Below are 25,407 nucleotides of genomic sequence, written 5' to 3' on the forward strand. Positions count from 1 at the left end.
CTAATGAGCTCCCGTTTATCAAATTACTTTATCTTGCGATTAGAACTTCTTAGAAATCAGCGCAAAACCAGCAATGATACCAATACCTAGTAGCATGATTGCACCTTTACCGCTATCGAAGCCAGAAGAGATACCCATGAACGCAACGATAGCGATAGCTACAGGGATGATGTACTTAACTAGTGTGTACCATAGACCAAATAGTGGGAAAGAGACTTCACCGTCGTTAGTGATTTCTTTCTCTAGGTCTGCACGGTTTAGTCTCCAACCAGCGAAGATACATACCAACATACCGCCAACCGCTAGGAAAATCTTATCCGTTAGTAGGTCGAAAATGTCGAACGCGCCAGTATCAAACAGTGTTGGACCGAAGCCGCCAAGTGATAGAGAAGCGAAGATACATAGAATCGCCATTACAACACTTGCAGACAGTACCGCTGTTACACGCTTCATGCCTTTCTCATCGATTAGGTAAGAAACCACAACTTCAAGTAGAGATACTGAAGATGTTAGTGCCGCAACACTCAAACCAACGAAGAACATAAGAGCAAATAGAAGACCGATTACGCCGCCCATTTCAGCGAATAGCTGAGGAACAACAACGAATACTAAACCAGGGCCCGCTGCAGGTTCCATACCGAACGCGAACATTGCAGGGAACATTGCAACACCAGCTAGAATAGCAACACCAGTATCCATTGCGGTTACCATTGCTGTTGTCTGAACTAGGTTCTCTTTCTTCTTAAGGTAAGAACCGTATGTCATCATACAACCCATACCAAGACTTAGAGAGAAGAATGCTTGACCTAGAGCGGCTAGGATTACATTGCTGTCTACTTTAGAGAAGTCAGGACTGAATAGGAACTCAAGACCAGCCATCGCGCCCGGAAGCATAATGCCTTTGATTGATACTACAATAAGGATAATGAAAAGAAGCGGCATCAGGATCTTACCTGCTTTCTCAATACCACCAGAGATACCTTTCATAACGATAACAACGTTAAGTAGTAGGTATAAGCCCATCCACATTAGTGGTTGAACTGGGTTTGAGATAAAGCCACCAAAGCTATCACCAATTGCTTCTGGTGCGTCTAGAAGACCACCTGCAATTTTACCGATGTATGCGATTGACCAACCGCCTACTACTGGGTAGAAACCCATGATAAGTAGACCACTGAATACGCCGATAACGCCAGCGAACGTCCAACGACGGTCAGTTGTTTTAAATGCACCTACTGCTGATTTTTGCGTATGACGGCCAATCGCAAATTCAGTCAGCATGACACTGAAACCAATAAAAATTACAAAAAACAGGTAAATGGCAACGAATGCACCACCGCCACTTTCGCCTGCTGTGTATGGGAATTTCCAAATGTTACCTAAGCCAACAGCAGAACCTGCTGCAGCCATTACGAATCCTAACTTCGAACCCCAGGTATCGCGGGGTGTTGTGGTTGTATTACTAGTAGCCACGTGTACTCCAAACTTTTGTGTTATGTGATGTTGTGTTTTGCTTTGGGTGGCGTCTTTAAAAGGAAGGTGTATAAATAAATTTACACACCTAAAAGATTTGATTGACGCTCGTTGTCTAGCAAGTAAACCAGTTTAAGAATAAAATTGGAAGAGCATACCGTACAAATTTCGTTAAAGATGTAAATTTTTATGGTTAAATGCCGACTTTTCATACAAAACAATCGTTTTCTTCTTAAGTTGACCAAAACTTAACAACTTTAACCTATTTACATCTTTTGCTCTATTTTGTAAATAGTTGAATCCTTAAATTCCCATATCCGTTAAATAGCATTACTATCTAAGTGTCTCTTTTTTCGAGTATTCAATGTGGATAAGCTTTATCATTTTTTAACTTTGGCCTCTGTTGTTTTGTACTGGGTTCTCGTAGCCGGTGTGACGTTTCGTGTTGTACTAAAACGACGCTCTGTCAGCGTTTCTCTTGCTTGGCTAATGGTTATCTACATTATCCCGATTGTTGGTGTAGCTTGTTACTTCCTTTTTGGTGAGCTAAACCTAGGCAGAAAAAGGGCTGAACGCGCTCATCGTATGTTTACCCCTTTCGGCGACTGGTTCCGTCAATTGAATGATTGCCAACTTCACCAACCAGGGAAAGTCGGCTCCCCTATCCATAAGATTGACGAGCTTTGTAACAATCGAATGGGCATCCCTGCACTCAGTGGAAACACTCTATCGCTGCAATCTTCACCAAACGAGATCCTACACGCAATTATCGAAGATATAGAAAATGCACAAACCAGTATCAAGATGGTTTTCTATATTTGGCATCCAGGTGGCCTGACCGATTCGGTTGCCTCTGCGCTGATTCGCGCTGCAAAACGTGGCGTAGATGTTAAAGTTTTGCTCGATTCAGCCGGTAGCCCTCGCTTTTTCAAAAGCCACTGGCAGTCAATGATGAAGGACGCAGGCGTTCAAGTCGTACAAGCACTAGAAGTGAGCCCATGGCGTATTTTTTTACGTCGCCTAGATTTAAGACAACACCGCAAAATCATTGTGATTGACGAGACTATCGCCTATACGGGTTCAATGAACATGGTAGATCCTGCTCACTTCAAACAAAGTTCCGGCGTTGGTCAGTGGATTGATGTAATGGTCAGAGTGACTGGGCCAACCGTTAATGTGTTATCCGCTATTCATGGCTGGGATTGGGAAGTTGAGACTGGTGAACGCATTCTCCCTGATATACCTGAATGCCCAGTTGAAGAAATCATGACACATCATCCGGTTCAAGTAGTGCCGTCTGGCCCTGGCATGCCGGAATATTTGATCTTACAAGTACTGACCATCGCCATCAATCAAGCGAATCATTCTGTACGTATTACTACACCTTATTTTGTGCCAAGTGCTGACTTACTCGAAACACTTAAGATGACAGCTCAACGCGGCGTAACTGTAGAACTGATCATTCCACACAATAACGATTCACTAATGGTTAAATGGGCTTCTCGTGCGTTTTATACCGAGTTGCTTGAAGCTGGCGTGAAGATCTATGAATTTTACGGTGGCCTTCTTCATACCAAATCGGTAGTGATCGATGAAGAGTTTTGCTTGATCGGAACCGTCAATATCGACATGCGCAGTTTGTGGCTCAACTTTGAAGTGACTCTGGCTGTGGATGATGTGCATTTCACGCAAAAACTGTCTGAGCTGCAGAAATCTTATATCGCTTCATCCCACTCTGTAGAGTTAGAACAGTGGGAGCAAAGAAACCTTAGTAATCGCTTCTTTGAGAGGCTGTTCTACTTGTTCAACCCACTCCTATAATTCCAGCAATGAGTCGATTATGGCTCGTTGTTTCCCCATCGATCATTTTTAACCTTTCACTGTTAACTGAGTGAAAGGTTAAAAATCGTAAGAAAAGCGCAAAAATCCCCGCTCCGCTCTTGCTTTGAACACTCTTGGCATGTTTTAAATAGGACATAACCGATTGATAAGGAATTCACAGCATGTCCGAGAACAAAACCACTAAACTTATCACTGCCGGTCGTGATAAGAAGTGGACCAATGGTGTTGTTAACCCACCAGTACAACGCGCTTCAACTGTCGTATTTAACTCAGTAGAAGAGAAGCGTAAAGCTACGATTAACCGCGCTAACAAGACCCTTTTTTACGGACGTCGTGGAACCAACACTCATTTTGCCTTCCAAGATGCGATGGTTGAAGTAGAAGGCGGCGCGGGTTGTGCACTGTACCCGTGTGGTACAGCAGCAATTTCGAATGCCATTCTCTCTTTTGTAGAAACAGGTGATCATATTTTAATGGTTGACACCTGCTACGAACCTACTCGTGATTTCTGTGACACCATCATGAAAAAGATGGGGGTAGAGACAACTTACTACGAGCCAACGATTGGTGAAGGTATCCAAGACCTTATCAAGCCAAACACTAAGGTGCTGTTTACTGAGTCTCCAGGCTCTGTCACCATGGAAGTGCAGGATATTCCAACACTAGCGCGTATCGCTCATGAACATGACATCATCGTTATGCTAGACAATACTTGGGCGGCTGGCGTGAACTTCTCACCGTTTGATTTTGGTGTTGATATCTCGATTCAAGCAGCGACCAAATACATCGTGGGTCACTCTGATGTGATGCTAGGTACGGCAGTCGCCAATGAGAAATGCTGGGATCAACTAAGAGAGCAAAGTTACTTGATGGGGCAATGTGTCTCACCTGATGATGCTTATTTAGGGCTTCGCGGCATTCGTACTCTTGATGTGCGTCTACGCCAACACGCAGAAAGCAGCTTGAAGGTCGCAAAATGGTTAGAGACTCGTCCTGAAGTTAACCACGTTCGTCACCCTGCTCTTGAGTCTTGCCCAGGCCATGAATTCTTCAAACGAGATTTTACTGGCGGTAATGGCTTGTTCTCTTTTGTACTAAACAACTCTAATATCAAAGCGACGACAGCGTTACTTGATGGAATGACACATTTTAGTATGGGTTACTCTTGGGGTGGATTTGAAAGTTTGATTCTAGCTAACGAACCAAGCAGTTTTGACAGCTTGAGAACTGTTGCCAATCCTAATTTCGAAGGTACCTTGATACGTGTTCATATTGGGTTAGAAGATGTTGATGACCTGATTGCTGATCTAGAGGCGGGATTAGAACGTTATAGCGCTCTGATTTAATCTGAGACGATAGGTCTAATATGCAAAAAAGGCAGGATATTCCTGCCTTTTTCTGTTTAAAGCATAACTCAAAATACTCATATTCAGATACTTCAGCTCATAATACAAACCGCTCATAGTCCAGAAGCTTTCAAAGCCAATATTGAACCTTAAAGCACATCCACTTAAAGATCTCAGAGCGATGAAAAAATGGCTATGAATTTTTCAATTTCTAAGTGATTGTTCCGCTGAAATAAATAACACTTTATTTGTGTGGGCAACCGACTAAATGATCATTGACCATACCTGTTGCTTGCATAAATGCGTAACAGATTGTTTCTCCTACAAACTTAAAGCCTCTCTTCTTCAAAAACTTACTCATCGCTTTAGATTGCTCGGTAGAAGCGGGAACTTGAGACATCTCAGTCCATTGATTCACGATCACTTCATTATCAACAAATTGCCATAAGGCATTAGAAAGAGAGCCGAACTCTTTCTGTAATTCAAGCGTTGCTCGTGCATTGTTGTATACCGAAGCAATCTTACCCCTGTGTTTAACCACATCGAAGTTTTCAATGATGTGCGGCACGTTGTCTTCATTCAGCTCAGCTAGCTTGTTTAGATCGTAATTATCGAACGCGGCACGATAGCCTTCACGCTTTTTAAGGATCGTAATCCAACTCAGACCTGCTTGAGCACCTTCTAAAGTAATGAACTCAAACAGAACTTGGTCATCATAAACAGGCACGCCCCACTCTGCATCGTGGTACTCCCTTTCAAGCTCATGTTTAAGCGCCCATGCACACGTTCTATCCACTGTATTAGCTTCCATTTCGATGGTCTCTTTTAGTAATCATACATAAAAATAATGCCCCAATTAGGGGCATTATTTCAAAGGTCAGTTGACGTTAAGCCACTTCAATTTTATGGAACAAACGATACAGCACAGGCACTACGATTAGCGTGAGTACAGTCGCAAAGCCTAAACCAAACATGATGGTTACTGCCATTGGTTTGAAGAAGATATCCGGTAGTAGAGGGATCATACCTAGAATGGTGGTAATCGCAGCCATACATACCGGACGAACACGACTCAGTGCCGCATCAACAACCGCTACATATGGATCTTTACCGGACTTCATCTCAATCTCAATTTGGTCAAGCAGTACGATACCGTTCTTAAGTAGCATCCCGGATAAACTCAAGAAGCCTAGCAATGCCATGAAGCCAAATGGTGTATTCAAGGCTAATAAGCCTGTCGTTACCCCGATTAGCGCTAATGGAACCGTTAGCCAAACAATTAGCGGTTCTTTGACCGAGTTGAACAAGAACACGGTAATCAAGAACATGAACAGGTAACCCATCGGCATAGTGGTAAACAGAGACGCTTGTGCATCAGCAGATGACTCATATTCACCACCCCACTCCAACGAATAACCCGGTGGCATCTCAATCGCTTCAATTTGTGGCTGTAAGCGTTTCTGTAACGTCGAAGCCGTTTCTTCACCCAATAGGTCGTTGTCGGCCATTACCGTCAGCATACGCTTACGGTTCTTACGGATGATAAGTGGATCTTCCCATTCCAATTCGTAGCCAAGCGTCACTTGCTGCAACGGAATATATTCGCTTAATGCCGGGCTCCAAATCTTCATACCTTCGATGTTGCGAATATCAACTCGCTCATCTTCAGGTAAACGAGCCACAATAGGCATCAACGTAGTACCATCACGATACACACCAATCGACTTACCAGAGAAAGACATCGCTAGGAAATCATCAACGTCAGACTTGGTAATACCATAACGACGCGCTTGGCTTTCATTGAACTGAGGCTCTAATACCTTAGTTCTTTCACGCCAATCATGACGAACGTTAAATGCTCCGTCATCAGCACGCATGATGTCCATAACTTGAGCTGCGATTGAACGTAGCACGGTTGGGTCTGAACCGACGATTCGAGCCTCAATTTTCGCACCGCCACTAGGGCCTAATTCAATTTGCTTAAGTTTGTAATCAATTTCAGGGAACTGACTGTCAACGTGTTCACGGAAGCGACGCATCAGCCCTTCAAGTACCTGATAATCTGTCACACGAACCGTGATTTCGCCATACGCGCTATAACTCTTCTCGGGTGAGTAGGTCAACATGAAACGCTGCAGACCTTTACCGGCCGTGGTCGTGATATGTTCAACTTCACTTTGTTCCGACAACCAACTCTCAAGCACTCTCAACTTGGTATTAGTTGCTCGAATATCCGTACCTTCTGGCATCCAAACATCCACTTGGAACATCGGAGTAGTTGAAGATGGGAAGAATGCTTGTTTCACAAAGCCAAAACCGTACACACTCGCACCTAAACCAATCACCAGAACGATCATGGTTAGCCACGCGCGTTTCATACAGAACTCAAGGAAGTTTTTATAGATAACAAAAACCATCCCGTTGTATGGGTCTTTGCCTTCGTTATCGGGATCAACCTTCTGTCCTCTGAAGAAGATATCGGCAAAAAACGGCGTGATCGAGATAGCAGTAAACCAACTCAGCATCAATGAAATCAATAGTACCGTGAACAAGGTGCCACAGTATTCGCCCGTTGAATCTTCAGACAAACCAATTGGAGCAAACGCGGTGACCGCAATCACCGTTGCACCGAGCAGTGGCCATTTGGTTTGGGTCACGATATCAGTGGCGGCCTGCATCCGGGTTCGCCCCTTCTGCGTGCCGATCAATATCCCCTCCACCACCACAATGGCATTATCCACCAGCATCCCCAAGGCAATAACCAACGCGCCCAGTGAAATACGTTGAAGGTCGATTTTGAAGTACTGCATGAAAATAAAGGTGCCGAATACGGTCAATAGCAGTATCAAACCAATCAACAGACCCGATCGTACTCCCATGAAGAACAGTAACACCACGATTACGATCGCAACCGCCTGCCCTAAACTCACCACAAATCCGCTTACCGACTTGTTCACCTCTTTAGGTTGGTTATAAACCTCGGAGATGTCGATACCGACGGGTTGTTGATATTTAAGCTCGGCGAGTCTTCGATCAAAGTCTTCACCCACTGCGACCACGTTCACGCCTTGCGCAAAAGAGACACCCAGGTTAAGCGCGAGTTCGCCGTTATAACCAATGATGTTACTCGGTACCTCAACGTAACCACGAGTTACATTCGCCACATCTTTTAGATAGATAAGCCCTTGAGCGCCACCTTCCGTAAGAATCAAATCTCCAAGCTGTTCAACGTTCTGGAACTCACCCGTTGGATGGATTCGAATATATTCATCACCAATCCTTACTGCTCCTGCACTTGATACAATATTTTGAGTCGATAAAAGGTTAAATACCGTGCTTGGAGACAGACCCAGAGAGCTTATCCGCTTCATCGATATCTCAATGAATACTTGCTCTTGTTGTTGACCAGAAACAGAGACCTTACTGACCCCATCAACCAACTCCAGCTCTCGCCTTAGATAATCAATGTAATCCAGCAGCTCTTTGTAGCTATAACCATCACCCGTCACCGCAAGCAAGATCCCGTAAACGTCACCGAAGTCATCAATGACTTGAGGATCATTGACCCCAGGTGGCAGTTCAACCTTAAGATCATTCACTTTTCGGCGAAGTTCATCCCAAATTTGCGGAAGATCGTCTGGGCCGTAGTTGTTCTTCATCGTTACCGTTACCTGAGACAGGCCACGGCTTGAAATAGAGTTCACTTCGTCGACATAGGTAAGCTGTTGAATCGCTTTCTCTAGTGGGTAGGTAACTTCTTCTTCCACCTGCTGAGGCGTTGCCCCCGGGTATGAAGTCACGACCATTGCATCTTTGATGGTAAAGGCAGGATCTTCTAAACGCCCCAAACCGAAGAATGCTGAAACACCACCAATAAGAAAGATCAGAGATAGCATCCAGCTAATGACTTTGTTACGTATAAAGTAAGAAGCAACACCTGTGATCTGATCATCACCCTGTTGATCGTCATTTTGGGGCTTGTTATTTACTTCACTCATTGTTCGTCTCCTGAGACAATACTTCCACTGTCATCCCATCTCGCAATCGCGATACGCCTGCAACAACGACATGCTGCCCCATTTCCAATCCTTTCACTACCTGCAATGTTTCCTGGTTTGCTTTTCCTAACACGACTTGTTGTTTCGAGACTGTCTTGTCGTCGTTAAGCACCCATACATAAGAGTTCTGGCGCGTTAAATCATCGCCATCCGCATTAAACACAGCTTCGATTGGGATAAGTACCCCAGCTTTTAACTCCAAGCCGATATCTCGCCCATTTGACGTCACCTCAACGGCCATACCATCCAGAATTAAATCATCTTCCGGCATAGGTAGAGCAAGCGTCACCGTGAACGTGCCCGTGCTTGGGTCAGGTTCAGTGGTGAACTCCTTAATAGCCGCCGTGTATTCATTGCCACTGGGTACTCTTACCACAGCCTCAACATTCGATAACAGCTGTTCGCTAGGCTGATTCACGTAAATCTGGTCAGGCAGTTGGATAACAACCTCAACATCTTCGACACTGTGAATGTTCACGACCTGCTGGCCTACCTGAATATTTTCATATTGATCAACACTGACACGAGAAATGATCCCATCAACAGGGGCACGAAGCTTAGTGAACGACAAGCGCAGTTTTGCGAGCTCCAGTTCGGCATAAGCGATCTGGCGTTGAGCAGCAATTTCATCAAACTGTGACTTCGCCAATAAACCTTTCTTCACTAGCGGACTTGAACGTCTGTATTGACTGTTAATTACCGTGTAACGCGCCTGAGCATTGTCGACATCCAGTTGATAATCGGTAGGGTCAAGCTCTGCAATGATGTCTCCTCGTGAAACACGCTCACCTTCTTTCACATCAAGCTTATTGATTTCACCAGCGACTCGAAAGCTGAGATGAGCCTTCTCGGCAGCGTTTGCAACCGCAGGGAAATAGAGTTTGTCGCTAAAGTCGATGACTGAAATCTCGATAGCTTTAACCAAGGGCGTGTTATTCACTTCTACAACTTGTTTATCTTCACAAGCCGTAAGTAAAGCCAAGCACGACAGTCCAGCGGCCACTTTAAGTGTTTTCATGTTATAGCCCCCTTTCCTTGATCCACTCTCGAACTTTAACGCCCGGTTCAAGACCATTAACACCAGAAGTTACGATGCGATCACCATCGTTCAACCCTGAAACAATATGGCGCTTTTCATCGATGATGATTGCGACATTTTCAACAATACCGTCGCTATTCACGCGCCACACAGAGACATCATCGCCATCAGTCATCATTGCTGATGTGGGAATTTTTGTGGCGGCTGCTAACGCTGAAACTAAATGAACTGTGCCTGACATACCCGGCAAAATACCAACATCGGTGGGTCTTTCCATTACCATGGTGACTTTGTACGACCCGGTTTTGGGATCCGCTTCAGTATCAACTTCTTGGAAGGTTAAAACGTAAGAGTTTTCAGGAAACGCATCAAAAACCATGGTTGCATCCATCTCGAACCCTGATGAAAAGCGCGTAATAAGTTGGTCGGGTAATAAGAAGACGACTTTAAGAATTTGATTGGTTTGAATATTCATCACGCCTTGTTTAGCCGCAATGTATTCATGGTTTTCAGCAGGAATGATGGAAATGGTTCCGTCATACGGCGCAACCAAAGTGGTGTAGCGAAGATTCGCGTTAGCTTGATTAAGCACCGCGCGAGCTGAATTGTGGTTCGCTTTCGCTTGGTCGAAATCTTGCTCTGATACCACACGATCTTTACGAAGTTTGATCGCACGTTGATATTGAACATCGGCTAGCTGAAAATTCGCTTTTGCTTGCTTCTCGAGTAGTTGATATTCATCGGGATTTAACTTAGCAAGCTCGTCGCCTTTAGACACGTGCTGCCCAGCGGTCACATCGATGCTCTGCAATAACCCAGGAACACGGAATGCGAGTACCGCTCTGTCACCAGCTTCTGTGGTAGCAGGGAAATTACGCTCAAAGGCATTATTACCGACGGAGACAGTGAAGAGTTTGGCGGGTCTGGACTCAGGTTCAGGCACGGGAGGAAGCTCCTTACCACACCCAGACAACCCAGCTAAGGCAGTCAATAGGACAAGGGAGGCTCTATACATTGGTGATCATCCATATCTATAAATATTTTTATAACATAGATTAATCACATGTAACTTACCAGTCAGCGTAAGATTTATTTAGAGAAAATTATTAAAAAAAATAACGGCTTGGAATAAATTTTCCTAAACCGTTATCTAATCCTTTTTAGGTTTTACCACTACATGTTCTTAAATTCACGATTCACTTTAAACGTATCTGAGGTGACATAAGCTTCCATGTTGCGGACACTGGTCTCTAACTTCTGGAAATCACCCTCTAAAGTGTTCAATAGCGACTCTGCAGTTTGCCCTTTTTCCCAAGGCTTTTGCTTCAGCGTATGCTCTTGTTTCGCCTTCATTTGGTCGACATACTGAGGTGGTTGTTTTTCAAGCATAAATGTCAAAGCTAAATACGCTAATAACACCAGAAAACTACCACCAAGCAGTGCTGCTGAGATAACTAAGATGCGAACCAACCACACTTCAAGGCCAAAATAGTTCGCTAACCCTGCACACACACCAGACAATTTGCCGTTAATCGTGTCGCGATACAGTTCTCTACTCATAGTTTCGTCTCCAGTTAGGCGACTCCGCATCCAGTATTTTTTCTAGCGTTTTCACTCGGTCTTGCATGGATTCGGCTTGCGCAGAAAGCTTATGCAGACGTTGAAGATCCGTTTCAGAAAGACCATTGCTGGATTTCTTCTTGCTGCGGTAATGTAAGAATAACCATAGCGGTGCCACGAAGATTAAAAAGACAATCAGTGGACCTGCAATTAGAAATGTTGACATAGACAACTCCTAGATTATTTATCGCGGTTTTCAACTTGTTGCTTCAGTTTCGCTAGCTCTTTTTCGATTTCATCTTGAGCTTGTAGCTCGGCAAACTCTTGGTCTAAAGATTTTGCGTTGCCAGTCTTAGCGTAAACGTCCGCTTCAGCTTCTAATTCATCCACTTTACGCGAGAATTGCTCAAACTTCGCCATTGCTTCGTTGGTTTTGCTTGAGTGCAGGTGTTTTTGAACATCACGACGGTTGCTTGCCGCATTGTTACGAATCATTAATGCTTGTTGCTTTGCACGAGTTTCTGCGATCTTTGTTTCAAGTTTACCAATTTCACTCGTCAATTTTTCGATGGTTTCATGAACCAAGGTTTGTTCGGTGTGAAGGCTCTTGATGATGTCTTCCAGTTTTTGCTTTTCGATTAGCGCCGCTCTCGCCAAATCTTCGCGTTGTTTGGTCAGGGCAAGCGTCGCTTTATTTTGCCAATCTAGAATCTGTGTTTCGATAGCTTCTACTTTACGCGCTAGCTCTTTCTTGTCAGCAATTGCTTTTGCTGAGTTGGTACGAACTTCAACTAAGGTGTCTTCCATTTCTTGGATAATAAGACGAATCATCTTTTCTGGATCTTCAGCCTTATCTAATAGTGCACTGATGTTTGAATTTACAATGTCTGCAAAGCGAGAAAAAATACCCATGAGGAACTCCTTAATTACAATGATGGCAAATGCGTTTCAAATCGTTGTGCGACTTTATCAATCCACTTGCTCAAAAATTTACGTTTTTTGTTAAACCTACCATAAATAATCCAAGTAGCGTGCCAACTTTTAAGCCATTTATTATCAGTTACTTACAATAAAATGGTGATTAACTCGAACCATGCTATGATGAATTTAGCCAAGTATTGGTATTTTTCACCACTATGGCTCTTACATGACCTCTCCAGCGATTAATTCATACAAGGACCCGCTATGCAGCAGAACCTCATTGGTGAATCACCTAGCTTTCTCTCTGTGTTAGATAAAGTTTCCCAACTCGCACCAATAGAAAGACCCATTCTGATCATTGGCGAACGTGGCACAGGTAAAGAGTTGATCGCACAAAGACTGCATTACCTTTCAAGACGTTGGGATCAACCTTTGATCTCATTGAACTGCTCAACCTTAAGTGAAGGTTTGATTGATTCAGAACTGTTTGGTCATGAATCGGGATCCTTTACGGGTTCGAAAGGGCGTCATCAAGGTCGTTTTGAAAGAGCAGAAGGCGGAACGCTGTTTCTGGATGAGCTGGCGACCACTCCCCTTGCGGTTCAAGAGAAACTACTGCGCGTTATTGAATACGGGCAATATGAACGTGTCGGTGGGCAAAAGGCGCTAAGTGCCAATGTCAGACTGGTGTGTGCAACCAATGCCGACTTACCAGACATGGCATTAAAGGGCGAATTCCGAGCAGACCTATTAGATAGACTGGCGTTTGACGTCATTACTATCCCTCCTTTGCGTGAGCGAAAAGAAGACATCATGCTACTGGCAGAATATTACGCCATTAAGATGTGTCGTGAATTGGAATTGGAGTTGTTTGTTGGCTTTGCCCCCTCTGCCGTTGAATCGCTTTTGGATTATTCTTGGCCAGGGAATGTACGAGAACTCAAAAACGTCATTGAGCGAGCTATCTATCAGCACGGAAAAGATCCATATCCTATTGAATATTTGGTGTTTAACCCATTTAAACCCGCATGGAAAACAGAGCAAGATTCCTCTCCGGAAACTGGCAATGAGCCGTCTAACAGCCATACTTCATCAGAGAGCTTGTTTTCTTTGCCGCTCGATTACAAAGCATGGCAAGAACAACAAGACATCAAGCTACTCAACCAAGCCCTCAAACAGAGCAAATATAACCAGAAACAAGCCGCAGAATTACTTGGGTTAACCTACAACCAATTACGTGGAATGGTGAGGAAGTACGCGATTGTCGGACAAGCTAACGATAAATAGCTGTCCACGCTTGATTATTATTTGGAGCCGAATAAATAAAATGTTAAATTGTCCGGATCTTGAGGCTCCTCTAACGCCTCGTTTCGAAAAGTATTTCTTTTTATGAAAGCACTAATAAGACTATCACTGAGCATCTGTACGCTGAGCTTTCTCGCTGGATGTGGTGAGAGTGTGAATCACGAGCAAATCCGTGAAAAAGGCTTCATTTATTGCGGCCAAGGTAATCCTAGTACCTTCAACCCACAGCTGGTTGATAGTGGCATTACCGCAGAATCGCTGAGTCCTCAAATTTTCGATACACTGCTCACTCTTGACCCGATGACGTACCGACCAAAACAGAACTTGGCGACAAGTTGGTCTGTTGATAAATCAGGTACAGAGTACACGTTCAAACTGCGCCCAAATGTTGCGTTCCAAACCACAGACTGGTTCACCCCAACTCGTAGCATGAATGCACAAGATGTGGTGTTTAGCTTTGAACGTGTCATTGATAGTTCAAACCCATTTCATTATGTGGGTGGCGGCCTATACCCATGGTTTGCCGGAATCGACTTCAAAAACCTGATTGTCGATATCACCGCAGTTGATGACCTAACGGTGAAATTCCAATTAAGTCGCCCAGACAATTCGTTTCTCAACAATATCGCCACCAGCTATGCAGTCATTCACTCTAAGGAGTATGCCAATCAGCTCATTGCAGCGGATGAGAAAAATCGAATCGATTCCAATCCAGTCGGCACTGGCCCTTTCTACTTAGATGAATACCAAATCAACGACCTAGTGCGCTTGAAAAAGAACAAGCACTACTGGAAAGGTGAAGTACAAATGGACCAAGTTGTGTTCGATACTTCGCAACGTGGAACAGGCACACTTGCCAAGCTTCTGCGTAGTGAGTGTGACGTGCTCAACTCACCAATTTCTAGCCAAATCCCTATTATTCAGGCTCATGAAGAGTTGAAGATTTCTGCTACTCCGGCGGTTAATGTCTCTTTCATCGCGCTGAATACTGAGCACCCTGCACTGCGTGACTCTCGAGTTCGTAAAGCGCTCAACTTAGCCATCAATCGTCAGAACATTCTTGATTCTGTGTATTACGGTACAGGAACCAAAGCCTACACCTTGCTTCCTCCGACTTCTTGGGCTCACCAAAAAGACAGCGTTCAAGTTCGCTACGACCGAAACTATGCGGTTGCGCTTCTCAAAGAAGCTGGCGTTGAACCTGGGTTAGAGCTTTCAATGTGGGTACCACTAGAGCCACGCGCATACAATCCAAGTCCAAGAAAAACGGCAGAACTTATCCAAGCAAACTTAGCCGATATTGGTATTGAATTGAAACTCTATACCGACGACCGATTTGACCGCACACAGTTGTCCTCTATTTCCTCAACAGACTTGTTGCTTACAGGCTGGATAGGCAATACCGGTGACCCGGACAACTTCTTACGTCCGCTGCTCTCATGCAGCTCTGAGCGTGCAGGGTTAAACGTCTCGATGTGGTGTAATTCAGACTTTGATTTCCTTCTCGACTTAGCATTAGAGATCAATCAACAAAGGCACCGTGTGAACTTGTACCGACAAGCCCAAAACATTCTCAATGAAGAAGTTCCTGTGATTCCTTTAGCTCATGGCGTGCAATTTCGCGTGCACGATCGTTCGCTAACAGGCTTTAAAGCAAGTCCTTTCAATGCCCAACCTTTTGATCAAGTCAGAAGAGAGGTGCAGTAATGTTTTGGTATACATTAAGACGTGTAAACTTATTCGTTATTACGCTAGGAATTCTGACCTTGGTAGGTTTTTCCCTGCTTCGATTAGACCAAACCTCACCTTGGGCAATTCAAGATTTTTGGCCCGGTTGGATTAGCTATATCACTGAATTATCGACGCTAAACTTTGGCCTAAGCAAACACGGTGTGCCTATCATCGATGAGTTGGTCCTGGTGTTCCCTGCAACGCTAGAGCTGTGCTTCTTTGCCTTTGTGTTGGCACTCATCATCGGTATCCCTTTCGGCACCATTGCTGGTATGAGACAAGGTAAATTTGTTGATACCACCATATCGTTCACCTCAATGGCCGGTTACTCTGCGCCTATATTTTGGGTCGCGTTGCTGATGATCATGGTGTTTTCACTGCACTTTGAAATGTTCCCAGTTGGTGGCCGATACGACCTACTTTACGAGATTGAACACGTGACTGGATTCGCGATGATTGACGCCTTTTTTGCCGAGGGTCGCTACCGTGCGCACGCACTACAAAGTGTTATCGAGCACATGGCGTTGCCTTGTCTTGTTTTAGCACTGGCGCCAACGACTCAGGTCATCCGATTGATGAGAGCGTCAGTGGCTGAAGTAATGACGCAAAACTACATCCGCGCTGCGCGAATTAAAGGTCTTTCCACTAGAGAGATCATCACGCAGCACGTGCTAAGAAACGCGATACCTCCGATTATTCCTAAGGTCGGTGTTCAGCTATCGAGTATGTTAACGCTTGCTATTGTTACCGAGTCTATCTTTAACTGGCCGGGCATTGGCCGCTGGTTATTGGATGCCTTATCGAATCAAGATTACGTTTCAATTCAAGCTGGTGTAATTGTGGTGGCTACCTTAGTTTTGACCGCTAATATTCTGTCCGATCTACTGGGCGCGATGATCAATCCACTGGTAAGGAAGGAATGGTATGCTAACAAATAACGTCTACCAAGAAGAACAGATTCCAACCCAGTTCGAACGTTTCTGGCGCAGCTTCCGCAGCAATAATCTAGCTATGTTTGGCTTGTGGTGTTTGGTGCTTATCATTCTGGTCACCGTCACTTCACCGTGGCTAGCCCCGCATGATGCACAAGAACAAACCGGTCACCTATTAACGCCGCCCTCTTGGGATCCTGCGGGAACGGTAGAATACTTTTTGGGTACGGATGACTTAGGCAGAGATATTCTCTCTCGCCTAATAATTGGCTCTCAGTTAACCTTCGGCGCCGCGGTGGTGATTACCTTTATCGCAGCCGTCATTGGTTGTCTGATTGGCGTACTTGCTGGTATGACGCGCGGTTTACTATCAAGCACGCTAAACCACCTGCTTGATACTGTTATGTCGATTCCATCTCTTCTGCTGGCGATTATCTTCGTGGCATTCCTTGGCTTTGGGGAGTTTAATATCTTGCTCGCCTTGTGCTTGGCACTGATCCCGCGCTTTATACGCTCGGTGTACATTGCCGTGCATGCTGAAGTAGAAAAAGACTATATTCTGGCTTCTCGCCTTGATGGTGCGAACGATTTTTACCTGCTATGGAACTCAATCCTTCCGAACATCCTTACCGTGATCGCTCTTGAAGTTACGCTGGCACTGTCAGTCGCAATTCTTGATATCACGGCTTTAGGTTTCCTAGGGCTTGGCGCTCAAGCACCGAGTACCGAATGGGGCTCCATCTTGGGTGATTCGGTCGAGTTGATTTACCTTGCGCCATGGACAGTTACCCTACCCGGCTTAGCTATTATGTTTACAGTTATCGTGATTAACCTCGTCGGTGAAGGTGTTCGCCAAGCGCTAAATGCAGGAATCGAATAATGCCGTTACTTGATATTCGACATCTAACCATCGAGATTGAGACCCCTCAAGGGATGGTTAAAGCCGTAGATCGAATGAGTATTACTCTCAATGAAGGGGAAATTCGTGGCTTAGTAGGTGAATCAGGCTCAGGCAAGAGTTTGGTTGCAAAAGCGATCGTCGGAGTATGTAAAGAAAACTGGAAGGTTTCTGCAGACCGAATGCGCTTAGGTAATATCGACCTCCTGCAACTGACGCCGAAAGAAAGACGCCGAGTGATCGCCCGCGATATCGCAATGATCTTCCAAGAGCCATCAACGTGTCTTGACCCTTCTGAAAAAGTAGGTAACCAGCTCGTTGAAGCGATCCCTTCCCATTCGTTTGAAGGTCGTTGGTGGCAACGATTTAAGTGGCGTAAGAAGCAAGCGATCGCATTACTACACAAAGTCGGCATCAAAGACCACTCTCGCCTAATGGACAGTTACTCTTATGAGCTGACAGATGGTGAGTGTCAAAAAGTCATGATCGCAATGGCGATCGCTGCCAAGCCAAAAGTCTTGATTGCTGACGAGCCAACCAACGATTTAGACCCAATTACACAGTCTCAAATATTGCGTCTTTTGAGTCGTATGAACCAGATCAATAACACCACCATCGTGTTGATCGGCCATGACTTAACCACCATTACCCAATGGGCGACTCGCATTACCGTGATGTACTGTGGTCAATCGGTAGAATCCGCTGATACACCGAAGCTGTTGGATGCACCAAAGCACCCGTACACCGTTGCTTTGTTAAAAGCGATGCCAGACTTTAACGACTGGATTCCCCACAAGGAGAAGCTCCAGTCTTTGCCGGGGTCAATTCCACCGCTGCAACATCTTCCTATTGGTTGTCGATTAGGGCCTCGCTGCCCATACGCACAAAGGCAGTGTGTCGAGATCCCACATACGAAACGTATCAAGAACCATAAGTTCAACTGTCACTTCCCTCTGAATATGGAGAAGAAAAAGAAATCATGAGTGCATTATTAGAAGTCAGTGATTTGTCTAAAGACTTTACGACTCGCTCTGGTCTTTTCCGTAAAAAGATTCATCAGGCGGTGAAGCCAGTTAGCTTTTCTCTTGAAGCAGGCCAGACAATTGGTTTTATCGGCCAGAATGGTTCTGGCAAATCAACATTAGCCAGAATGCTCGCAGGCATGGTGGAGCCAACCGCAGGCGAGATCCGCGTGAATGGCGAAAAGCTAGAGCACAAAGACTACTCGACTCGTTGTAAGCTGATTCGAATGATCTTCCAAGATCCGAATACGTCACTTAACCCGCGCATTCAGATCGGTCGAATTCTTGAAGGTCCATTAAAGCGAAACACCAACATGCCTCCAGAAGCTCGTATGCGTCGTGTGAAAGACACACTACTGCGCGTAGGCCTTCTACCGGAACATGCGTATTTCTACCCTCAGATGCTTGCTGCAGGCCAGAAACAAAGGGTTTGTTTGGCTCGTGCCTTAATACTTCAGCCATCCATCATTGTTGCTGATGAAGCTTTAAATGGTTTGGACATGGCAATGCGCTCGCAAATCATCAATCTGTTCTTAGAGTTACAAGAAGAGATGGGCGTATCGTTCGTTTATGTATCTCAACACCTCGGTATTGTTAAGCACATTACCGACAAGATTATTGTCATGCATGAAGGCAATGTGGTTGAGAGTGGGGAAACAGATCAAGTGCTAACCAATCCAACTCACCAAATCACCCAAAGATTGGTTGAGAGCCATTTCTCCAAAGCGCCGAACCACTAACCTGGAATCACGCTACATTTAGCAGAGGGGAAAAGTATGTATCGAACAGCTTCAATGCTTCCCCTCTTGTTGGTGCTGTTGTCCTTTAACGCGACAAGCACACCGCTCACATGGCTAGATAGAAGCTTCGTAGAAACTGCCTTTTATAACGTCGCGCTTCAACACGAATACTCCCAAGGCAACAAACCGCTCGCCAAGTGGAAACAACCGATCAAGATTTGGATCGATCATCGAGTGGGCGATGAGGAACTGCATCAAGAGATCACAGAGCTTCATATCAAACACTTATCTGAAGTCACCCAACATCCAATAACAATCGTCAGTAAAGAGTCCGAAGCGAACGTTAAATGGATATACACAAGGCAGAGCCAGTGGGTATCTGAGGCGAAATCGGTGCTCAAGCTCAAATCAACTCAACATTTAAATAGCGCCATCTGCACGGCGGGCTATAGAACCAATTCTAAAGGCGAGATTGTATACGCTGGGATTGTAATCCCGGTTGATCAGGCAAGATCGCGAGGTAAGCTGGTCGCCTGTATCGTGGAAGAGATCACACAAGTTCTAGGCCTGCCGAATGATTCAGATAAAGCCTACCCTTCTATTTTCAACGACCACACGCCAGAAGACTTATTATCGCCGTTAGACGTAGTGCTACTGCAATTGCTGTATGAACCAGAATTGAAAGCTGGAATGACAAAATCTGAAGTAAAACCTATCGTTCGAAAGATACTCAAGAGATACAGCAAAACAGGTGTGCTTCAGCAAGCTTCTAAAGCCGCACAGCAAGCGCCTTTGTATCAGTTGATTGGGTATTGACGAATATACGTTGGAAGTAACTTAGATGGGATAATTGAATGATAGCGCTGCCTAAGAAAGGCAACGCTGACTTACGATGTTACTGTATTACGAAAGAACTAGCGCTTAGCTGCCTGCTTTTTCAATTCGAAGTCGAACTCATCCGGGAACAAGATAACGCCTTCTTCTTGCTCGTTCGGGAATACTACAACAGCAAGTTCGTCGTCTTCTAGACCGTTCGTCCAGCGACTGTGCCATTTGTTCAACGAAATAGACTCAGCTTTACACTCAGACCAATCACCCGTTGCCCATGATTCTGCGAACTCTTGGTTTGGCCATACTGGAACACAATCTTCATCTTCTGTGTTCAGCATTACACAACCGTGTTCATCGGTTAAGATCCATACTTCACGGTTTGCTACGATTTCTTTCACACAGTATTTCAGGCGTTGCTCGCCCGTATACTTGTTGATTTCAGCGATTTTTTTATCGTCTAGCTGTGTAGTCATCTTAATTTCCTACTTTAGTCAGTAACTTTGCTCTTAAAGCTATTTTATGCCGAGTGTTGTTAACTTCAAACATTATCGATGAAGAAGAAAGTCTACTTCAAAGAAAAACGCCTGCTAAATAAGCAGGCGTTTAATATTAAGCGACTTGATTAAACAAGCTCACCTTGTAGCCAAGGCCAGCCTTGCTTCTTACGGCTTAGTGTATTTTCCATCATTAATACGCCGCCTTTCTCGTGCTTAACCAATTTCTCAGCCCACTCACCTTTGTATAGAAGACGAGTTTGAGCAGTAGTGATATCTGTTAGCATTACCGCAGCGAACGCTAGACCGTCTTTCTCACAACGCTCTTCAAGATCAGCTTCTAGCGCTTCGATCATGCCGTCTACTTGCTCAAGAGTCGCAAGTTCAACTTGACCAACAACAACATCACGACCGTTGAATGGGTAGCCTTTAAGGTCTTTTTCTACTAGCTGTGCAGCAGATAGGCCTTCGATGTTTGTTTTTGCGATTAGAAGCGCTTTGATGAATGCATCAACGTCAGTTACGCCAGCAATTTTAGCAAGCTCAGCAACCGCGTCTTTGTCTTTTTGAGTACATGTTGGAGAAGCGAAACCAACTGTGTCTGAAAGAATTGCAGACATCATTAGTTTAGCGATTTGTTGAGAGATTGCGTGACCTTCAATCTTGAACATGTTGAAAAGTACAGTGTTTGTACAACCAACAGGCCAGATCCAAGCTTCCATTGGGTTTACTGTCATCACGTCGCCTAGACGGTGGTGATCAACAATACCTACGATCTCTGCATCAGCAACATCATCTGGTGCTTGTGCTAGATCTGAGTAGTCTACTAGCCAGATTTTCTCACCAGCAACAGAAGTACGAAGCTCTGGCTTTTCAGCACCAGCGACTTCTAGAATGTGTTGAGTTTCGCGGTTGATCTCGCCTTGGCGAATTGGTGTCGCTTCCTCGCCACGAGCCTTAAGAAGCTCAGTTGCAACTAACGCACTACAAATACTGTCACTATCAGGGTTTTTGTGACCAACAACTAAAATCATGTTTCTTCCTATTACACTAACAATTATGACTCTACCTTTAGAGCCTCTCTTTATTAGCCATACTTTACCTCATTTTTTTAGATTGGTCATGTTTCGTGGGTTTAGCCAATAGTAACAATAGATAAAAAAACAACAAATGCAATTGATAATTATTATCATTAGTATATATTTATCTTGAGCCACTAATTTTGAGTAACACCTATGGATCGACTAATCTCTTTTTTGCCAAGCAGTAGTGCTGCGAAAACAACTCAGTTTTCACTGTCATTTAAGCGCCTGCTTTTGCCTGTCTCACTTGCAGCTTTGGTTGCAGCCCCAGCTACACGAGAGCTGACGGTGACTACTTTGTCAGACGCGTTTTGGGCAGTGTCTTGTTATGTTGCTTTAACCTTAGCTATTTACCACTGGTTAAGTCTGTACATAAACAAAGATAACGTCTTCAATAAGCTCGTCCATCAATCTCGTTCAAACCAAGTGGTATTCGCGGCTCTCATGGGCGCGTTGCCCGGCTGTGGCGGTGCGATAGTGGTAACCACACAATTTATCTCGGGAAAACTCGGATTTGGTGCGGTAGTTGCGGTGCTCGTCTCGACCATAGGTGACGCGGCGTTCCTGCTCATAGCGAGCGAGCCTAAGACAGGTTTAGCCATGATGGCGATGGGCGTGATTGTGGGTACTGCGTCAGGCCGAATCATTAACTTGTTTCACGCAGACGACTTCTTACGCCCAAAAAAAGCACAGAAAAATGAAGTGGTGAGCAGCTGTGCTTCTCAATCTCAAGACAAAGAATCGGTCTCTAAAAAAGCGATAAACCTGCAAGGTTACCTGTGGTCTGTACTGATTATTCCGGGTGCTGCCGTTGCCCTACTTGGCTCTTTTCAAGTCGATGTGAACGAGCTGCTCGCTTTGCCTGAAATGTCGATGGAATGGGCGGGGACAGTTTTGCTGATCAGCTCGATGTTTCTGTGGGGGCTAACCCGTGAAATTGAGGATTACAAATCAGCCGTGAGTGAGGACGAAAAGTGTATAGGCTCTCACCCATTGCAAAAGACCGCTCAAGATACAAACTTTGTCACCGCTTGGGTGGTGGTTGCCTTTCTTTTCTTTGAATTTGGCTCTGTGATAGCAAATGTTGATTTTGCGACGCTATTCTCAAGCTGGGGCATCATGCTCCCCCTGGCTGGCGTGTTGATGGGTTTGCTACCGGGCTGTGGACCGCAATTATTGGTCACTAGCTTATACCTTTCAGGCGCCCTGCCACTTTCGGCTCAGGTAGGTAACGCAATTTCAAATGATGGTGACGCGCTATTCCCTGCGATTGCGATGGCTCCCAAAGCGGCACTGGTCGCGACCTTATACTCTAGTGTGCCCGCACTAATCTGTGCTTATAGCTACTGGTTTATATTTGAGATCTAACTTGAGTAGAGTTAACTACATAGGCTTCTGTAAGGTCGGTACTTTGTATCGGCCTTTTTGTTTCCGTCTGCTTAAGTCTTTCCACAGGTTCTTTTTACATTCCCTTCCTGCTTCACTGTTTCTACCACCTCTCTCAAACAGCGCGTTACAGCCTGTTCAAAACGCCCTCTATTAGCCCTGTTACAATGCTTATTTAGAAACACTAACACCGACATCTAAAATACAAAAAGCCCCTGTAAGAGTGCTTACAGGGGCTTTAATTCAAGCTTTAATCTTATCTTTTAAGCGAGATGCTTAAGAAACTTCGATTGGACCACCGAATGAAGTTACTGGAGGCAGCTTGCCTTGGAACTTCTCGAAGTCGACCAAACATGTGTTTGCTGACGTTGCTTGAGCAAGTTCAGACGTACCGATGTCTTGAGTCAGTGTGTTTGGATCGCCGTATGTATCTAGCGCGCCCACTTTCTCGTTGATCGGACCGTACCAAGCACCTTCTTCGATACGAACAACACCAGGAGCATAGCTATCCATTAGAACAGCACCCGCTAGTAGTTGACCACGGTCGTTGAACACACGTACTACATCGCCATCTTTGATGCCTTTCTTCTTAGCATCTACTGGGTTGATGTAGATTGGCTCACGGCCTTGTACCGCGTAAGTCGCACGCCACTCTTCAGATTCACACATCTGAGAGTGAAGACGCTTGTCTGGGTGACAAGATTGTAGCCAGTACGGGTGTTTGTCAGAGCCTGGACCACCGTGTGAACGTTCAGATTTCTCGAACCACATTGGGTGTTCTTGACAGTGCTCGTAACCCATGTTGCCAACAGTACGGCTTGTGATTTCGATGAAACCAGAAGGCGTGCCTAGTGCGTTGATCTCTGGATCTTCACGGAATGAAGCGTGACGAGTCCATGGCTTACCTTTGCCGAAGTCTAGGAAACCTTTCTCCCAGAACTCAGCAAACTCAGGCATTTCGAAGCTACCTTCGTTTGATGCGCGACATTCGTCGTACAGAGATTTAACCCACTGCATTTCGTCCATACCACGCGTGTAATCGTCGTAACGACCCCAACGCTTAGTTAGGCTAGACATGATCTCGAAGTCAGTCTTAGACTGGAACAGAGGATCCACTAGCTTGTGCATTGCGATCAAACCACGGCCAGAGTACGCGCCGTAACCATCGATATCGTTACGTTCCCACTGAGTACAAGCTGGAAGAACAATATCAGAGTGACGACAAGTTGCAGTCCAAGCGAAATCAACAGCCACTACAGTTTGTAGGCTCTTGAATGCTTTACGCATCTTGTTGCGATCTTGGTGGTGGTGCCACGGGTTGTTACCACTGAATACCATCATCTTGATGTCAGGCAGTGTCACTGTTGCGCCGTTTGCTTTGATCTTCTTACCTGGCTCTAACAGGCTATCTACCCAACGAGCAACAGGGATTACGCGGCTGTAACCGTTGTAATCAGTGTTAGTGTGCTTAGGCGATTGACCTTTGTCGATGTTCAGCGGGAATGAACCCGGAGCAGCGAAGCCAGTTGAAGATACACCGATACCAGAGTAGTGGTGACCGTAAGAGATACCACCGCCCGGAAGACCAATTTGGCCAACCATTGCTGCGATAACTGCACACATCCAGTAAGGCTGTTCACCGTGCTCTTGACGTTGGATACTCCAACCCACAAGGATCTGCGTACGACCGTTAACCAGCATCTTAGCGAAGTCACGAATAGAGTCCGCGCTTGCGCCACAGATAGCAGAAGCCCATTCTGGCGTCTTCTCAACTCTGTCTTTCGTTTCACCTTGAACGTACTTGATGAAATCTTCAAAACCTAGACAGTAAGTTTCGATGAACTTCTTGTCGTATAGGCCTTCGTTGTAAAGAACGTGAGCAACACCAAGCATGAACGCCACATCAGTTTGTGGGTTGATGTACATTTGCTCGTTTTCTAGGTAACGACCTGTTTTGTTTTTAACAGGGTCAACAGAAACAACGTTGATCTCTTTCTTAGCAACTTTTTCTTTCAGCTGTTCTAGGTATGCGAACGACTCGTGAGTCTCACATGTCCAACCTACTTGAAGGTTTTTAACTGGATCGTTACCCCAAAGAACAATGTTGTCACTGTTTTCTAGGATAAGTTCCCAAGATGTACCTTGTGCGTAAACTTCAGTAGAACCTAGCACGTAAGGCATGATCGTTTGACCAGCACCTGTTGAGTAGTCACCGATTTTCTTCACAGAGTAACCGTGAAGTGCCATTGCACGTTGCATGTGGTTAGTACAGCTATGGAACTGACCTGTTTGTCTCCAACCAGTTTGACCCGTGTGAAGCGCCCATGGACCGTAATCTTTCTGTACGCGCTCTAGCTCGCGGTAAACAAGGTCTAGTGCCTCATCCCAAGTCACACGAATAAAGCGGTTGTTACCACGCGTGTCTGCGCTGTACTTATGCTTCTTCAACCAATCTAGGCGAACCATTGGGTAACGCACACGTGATGGGCTGTAGATAATACCTTTAATACCTTTCAGCATCTCTGTTGGGTGCTGATCGATTTCTAGAGGTTTAATTTCTTGTACTTTACCCGCGTAAACGCGAGCTCGGAATGCACCCCAGTGAGAACCAGAGACTTTCCACGCACCGTCTGTTTCTGCTGCAGACGCTGATGCCGACGCCAATAAGCTTGGACCGATAACCGATGCCGCACTTGTAGTAGCGACACCTTTCAGAAAACTTCTTCTTGTAATTGCCATTGTGTTAC

General features: G+C 45.2%; 21 protein-coding genes. 10 read left to right on the forward strand and 11 right to left on the reverse strand.

Annotation, left to right across the window (positions count from 1 at the left end):
• Positions 1 to 39: 39 nt before the first annotated feature.
• Complete coding sequence (locus AB4138_RS12200) at positions 40 to 1,473, reverse strand: sodium-dependent transporter (RefSeq protein WP_050543975.1); 1,434 nt, start codon at positions 1,471 to 1,473, stop codon at positions 40 to 42.
• A 366-nt stretch (positions 1,474 to 1,839) separates the two neighbouring features.
• On the opposite strand from AB4138_RS12200, the gene cls reads away from it, so the two are divergent.
• Together cls and AB4138_RS12210 are read left to right on the forward strand one after the other, a co-directional pair.
• On the forward strand, positions 1,840 to 3,294 hold the full coding sequence (gene cls / locus AB4138_RS12205; RefSeq protein ID WP_017065339.1) for a cardiolipin synthase: 1,455 nt from the start codon (positions 1,840 to 1,842) through the stop codon (positions 3,292 to 3,294).
• Positions 3,295 to 3,476: 182 nt separating this feature from the next.
• Positions 3,477 to 4,661, forward strand: a complete 1,185-nt coding sequence (locus AB4138_RS12210) for a cystathionine beta-lyase (RefSeq protein ID WP_017065338.1) — start codon at positions 3,477 to 3,479, stop codon at positions 4,659 to 4,661.
• Positions 4,662 to 4,905: 244 nt separating this feature from the next.
• Here AB4138_RS12210 and AB4138_RS12215 read toward each other — a convergent pair whose 3' ends face one another.
• The 7 genes from AB4138_RS12215 to pspA all read right to left on the reverse strand — a co-directional run bounded on the left by AB4138_RS12215 (position 4,906) and on the right by pspA (position 12,230).
• Positions 4,906 to 5,472, reverse strand: a complete 567-nt coding sequence (locus AB4138_RS12215) for a DNA-3-methyladenine glycosylase I (protein ID WP_017065337.1) — start codon at positions 5,470 to 5,472, stop codon at positions 4,906 to 4,908.
• Between the two features lie 76 nt (positions 5,473 to 5,548).
• Positions 5,549 to 8,659, reverse strand: coding sequence for an efflux RND transporter permease subunit (locus AB4138_RS12220; RefSeq protein ID WP_108208853.1), 3,111 nt, complete (start codon positions 8,657 to 8,659; stop codon positions 5,549 to 5,551).
• Complete coding sequence (locus AB4138_RS12225; RefSeq protein WP_108208854.1) at positions 8,652 to 9,737, reverse strand: efflux RND transporter periplasmic adaptor subunit; 1,086 nt, start codon at positions 9,735 to 9,737, stop codon at positions 8,652 to 8,654. The genes AB4138_RS12220 and AB4138_RS12225 overlap by 8 nt, the downstream gene beginning before the upstream one ends.
• 1 nt (position 9,738) lies before the next feature.
• Positions 9,739 to 10,773, reverse strand: coding sequence for an efflux RND transporter periplasmic adaptor subunit (locus tag AB4138_RS12230; RefSeq protein WP_108223631.1), 1,035 nt, complete (start codon positions 10,771 to 10,773; stop codon positions 9,739 to 9,741).
• Between the two features lie 158 nt (positions 10,774 to 10,931).
• Positions 10,932 to 11,318: an envelope stress response membrane protein PspC gene (gene pspC, locus AB4138_RS12235; protein WP_017065334.1), complete on the reverse strand. Its 387-nt coding sequence runs from the start codon at positions 11,316 to 11,318 to the stop codon at positions 10,932 to 10,934.
• A complete protein-coding gene (gene pspB, locus AB4138_RS12240) occupies positions 11,311 to 11,544 on the reverse strand; it encodes an envelope stress response membrane protein PspB (RefSeq protein ID WP_004734605.1) in 234 nt (77 codons plus the stop codon). The genes pspC and pspB overlap by 8 nt, the downstream gene beginning before the upstream one ends.
• Positions 11,545 to 11,558: 14 nt before the next feature.
• Positions 11,559 to 12,230, reverse strand: coding sequence for a phage shock protein PspA (gene pspA, locus AB4138_RS12245; RefSeq protein ID WP_010440091.1), 672 nt, complete (start codon positions 12,228 to 12,230; stop codon positions 11,559 to 11,561).
• A 273-nt stretch (positions 12,231 to 12,503) separates the two neighbouring features.
• Between pspA and pspF the strand changes: the two genes are divergently transcribed.
• The 7 genes from pspF to AB4138_RS12280 all read left to right on the forward strand — a co-directional run bounded on the left by pspF (position 12,504) and on the right by AB4138_RS12280 (position 19,683).
• Positions 12,504 to 13,526: a phage shock protein operon transcriptional activator gene (gene pspF / locus AB4138_RS12250; protein WP_017060309.1), complete on the forward strand. Its 1,023-nt coding sequence runs from the start codon at positions 12,504 to 12,506 to the stop codon at positions 13,524 to 13,526.
• A gap of 102 nt (positions 13,527 to 13,628) precedes the next feature.
• Positions 13,629 to 15,251, forward strand: a complete 1,623-nt coding sequence (sapA, locus tag AB4138_RS12255) for an ABC transporter substrate-binding protein SapA (RefSeq protein ID WP_017065332.1) — start codon at positions 13,629 to 13,631, stop codon at positions 15,249 to 15,251.
• Positions 15,251 to 16,213, forward strand: a complete 963-nt coding sequence (locus tag AB4138_RS12260) for an ABC transporter permease subunit (protein ID WP_017060307.1) — start codon at positions 15,251 to 15,253, stop codon at positions 16,211 to 16,213. Before sapA ends, AB4138_RS12260 begins: the two co-directional genes overlap by 1 nt.
• Complete coding sequence (gene sapC / locus AB4138_RS12265) at positions 16,200 to 17,087, forward strand: putrescine export ABC transporter permease SapC (RefSeq protein ID WP_017065331.1); 888 nt, start codon at positions 16,200 to 16,202, stop codon at positions 17,085 to 17,087. Before AB4138_RS12260 ends, sapC begins: the two co-directional genes overlap by 14 nt.
• A complete protein-coding gene (locus tag AB4138_RS12270) occupies positions 17,087 to 18,088 on the forward strand; it encodes an oligopeptide/dipeptide ABC transporter ATP-binding protein (RefSeq protein WP_017060305.1) in 1,002 nt (333 codons plus the stop codon). The genes sapC and AB4138_RS12270 overlap by 1 nt, the downstream gene beginning before the upstream one ends.
• Positions 18,085 to 18,867, forward strand: coding sequence for an ATP-binding cassette domain-containing protein (locus AB4138_RS12275; protein WP_017060304.1), 783 nt, complete (start codon positions 18,085 to 18,087; stop codon positions 18,865 to 18,867). The genes AB4138_RS12270 and AB4138_RS12275 overlap by 4 nt, the downstream gene beginning before the upstream one ends.
• A gap of 36 nt (positions 18,868 to 18,903) precedes the next feature.
• On the forward strand, positions 18,904 to 19,683 hold the full coding sequence (locus AB4138_RS12280) for a DUF2927 domain-containing protein (RefSeq protein WP_029235328.1): 780 nt from the start codon (positions 18,904 to 18,906) through the stop codon (positions 19,681 to 19,683).
• 98 nt (positions 19,684 to 19,781) lie between these two features.
• Here AB4138_RS12280 and AB4138_RS12285 read toward each other — a convergent pair whose 3' ends face one another.
• Positions 19,782 to 20,171, reverse strand: coding sequence for a DUF2750 domain-containing protein (locus AB4138_RS12285; protein WP_004734596.1), 390 nt, complete (start codon positions 20,169 to 20,171; stop codon positions 19,782 to 19,784).
• 149 nt (positions 20,172 to 20,320) lie between these two features.
• Entirely contained in the window at positions 20,321 to 21,226 is a 906-nt protein-coding gene (locus AB4138_RS12290; protein ID WP_229647181.1) for a manganese-dependent inorganic pyrophosphatase, read from the reverse strand.
• Positions 21,227 to 21,427: 201 nt separating this feature from the next.
• On the opposite strand from AB4138_RS12290, the gene AB4138_RS12295 reads away from it, so the two are divergent.
• A complete protein-coding gene (locus tag AB4138_RS12295) occupies positions 21,428 to 22,642 on the forward strand; it encodes a putative manganese transporter (protein WP_372073094.1) in 1,215 nt (404 codons plus the stop codon).
• 294 nt (positions 22,643 to 22,936) lie between these two features.
• On the opposite strand, the gene torA is transcribed toward AB4138_RS12295, so the two are convergent.
• Positions 22,937 to 25,399, reverse strand: a complete 2,463-nt coding sequence (torA, locus tag AB4138_RS12300; protein ID WP_017067667.1) for a trimethylamine-N-oxide reductase TorA — start codon at positions 25,397 to 25,399, stop codon at positions 22,937 to 22,939.
• Positions 25,400 to 25,407 lie beyond the last annotated feature (8 nt).

The sequence above is a fragment of the Vibrio sp. 10N.286.52.C3 genome (genome assembly GCF_041468865.1).
Classification (GTDB): domain Bacteria; phylum Pseudomonadota; class Gammaproteobacteria; order Enterobacterales; family Vibrionaceae; genus Vibrio; species Vibrio crassostreae_C.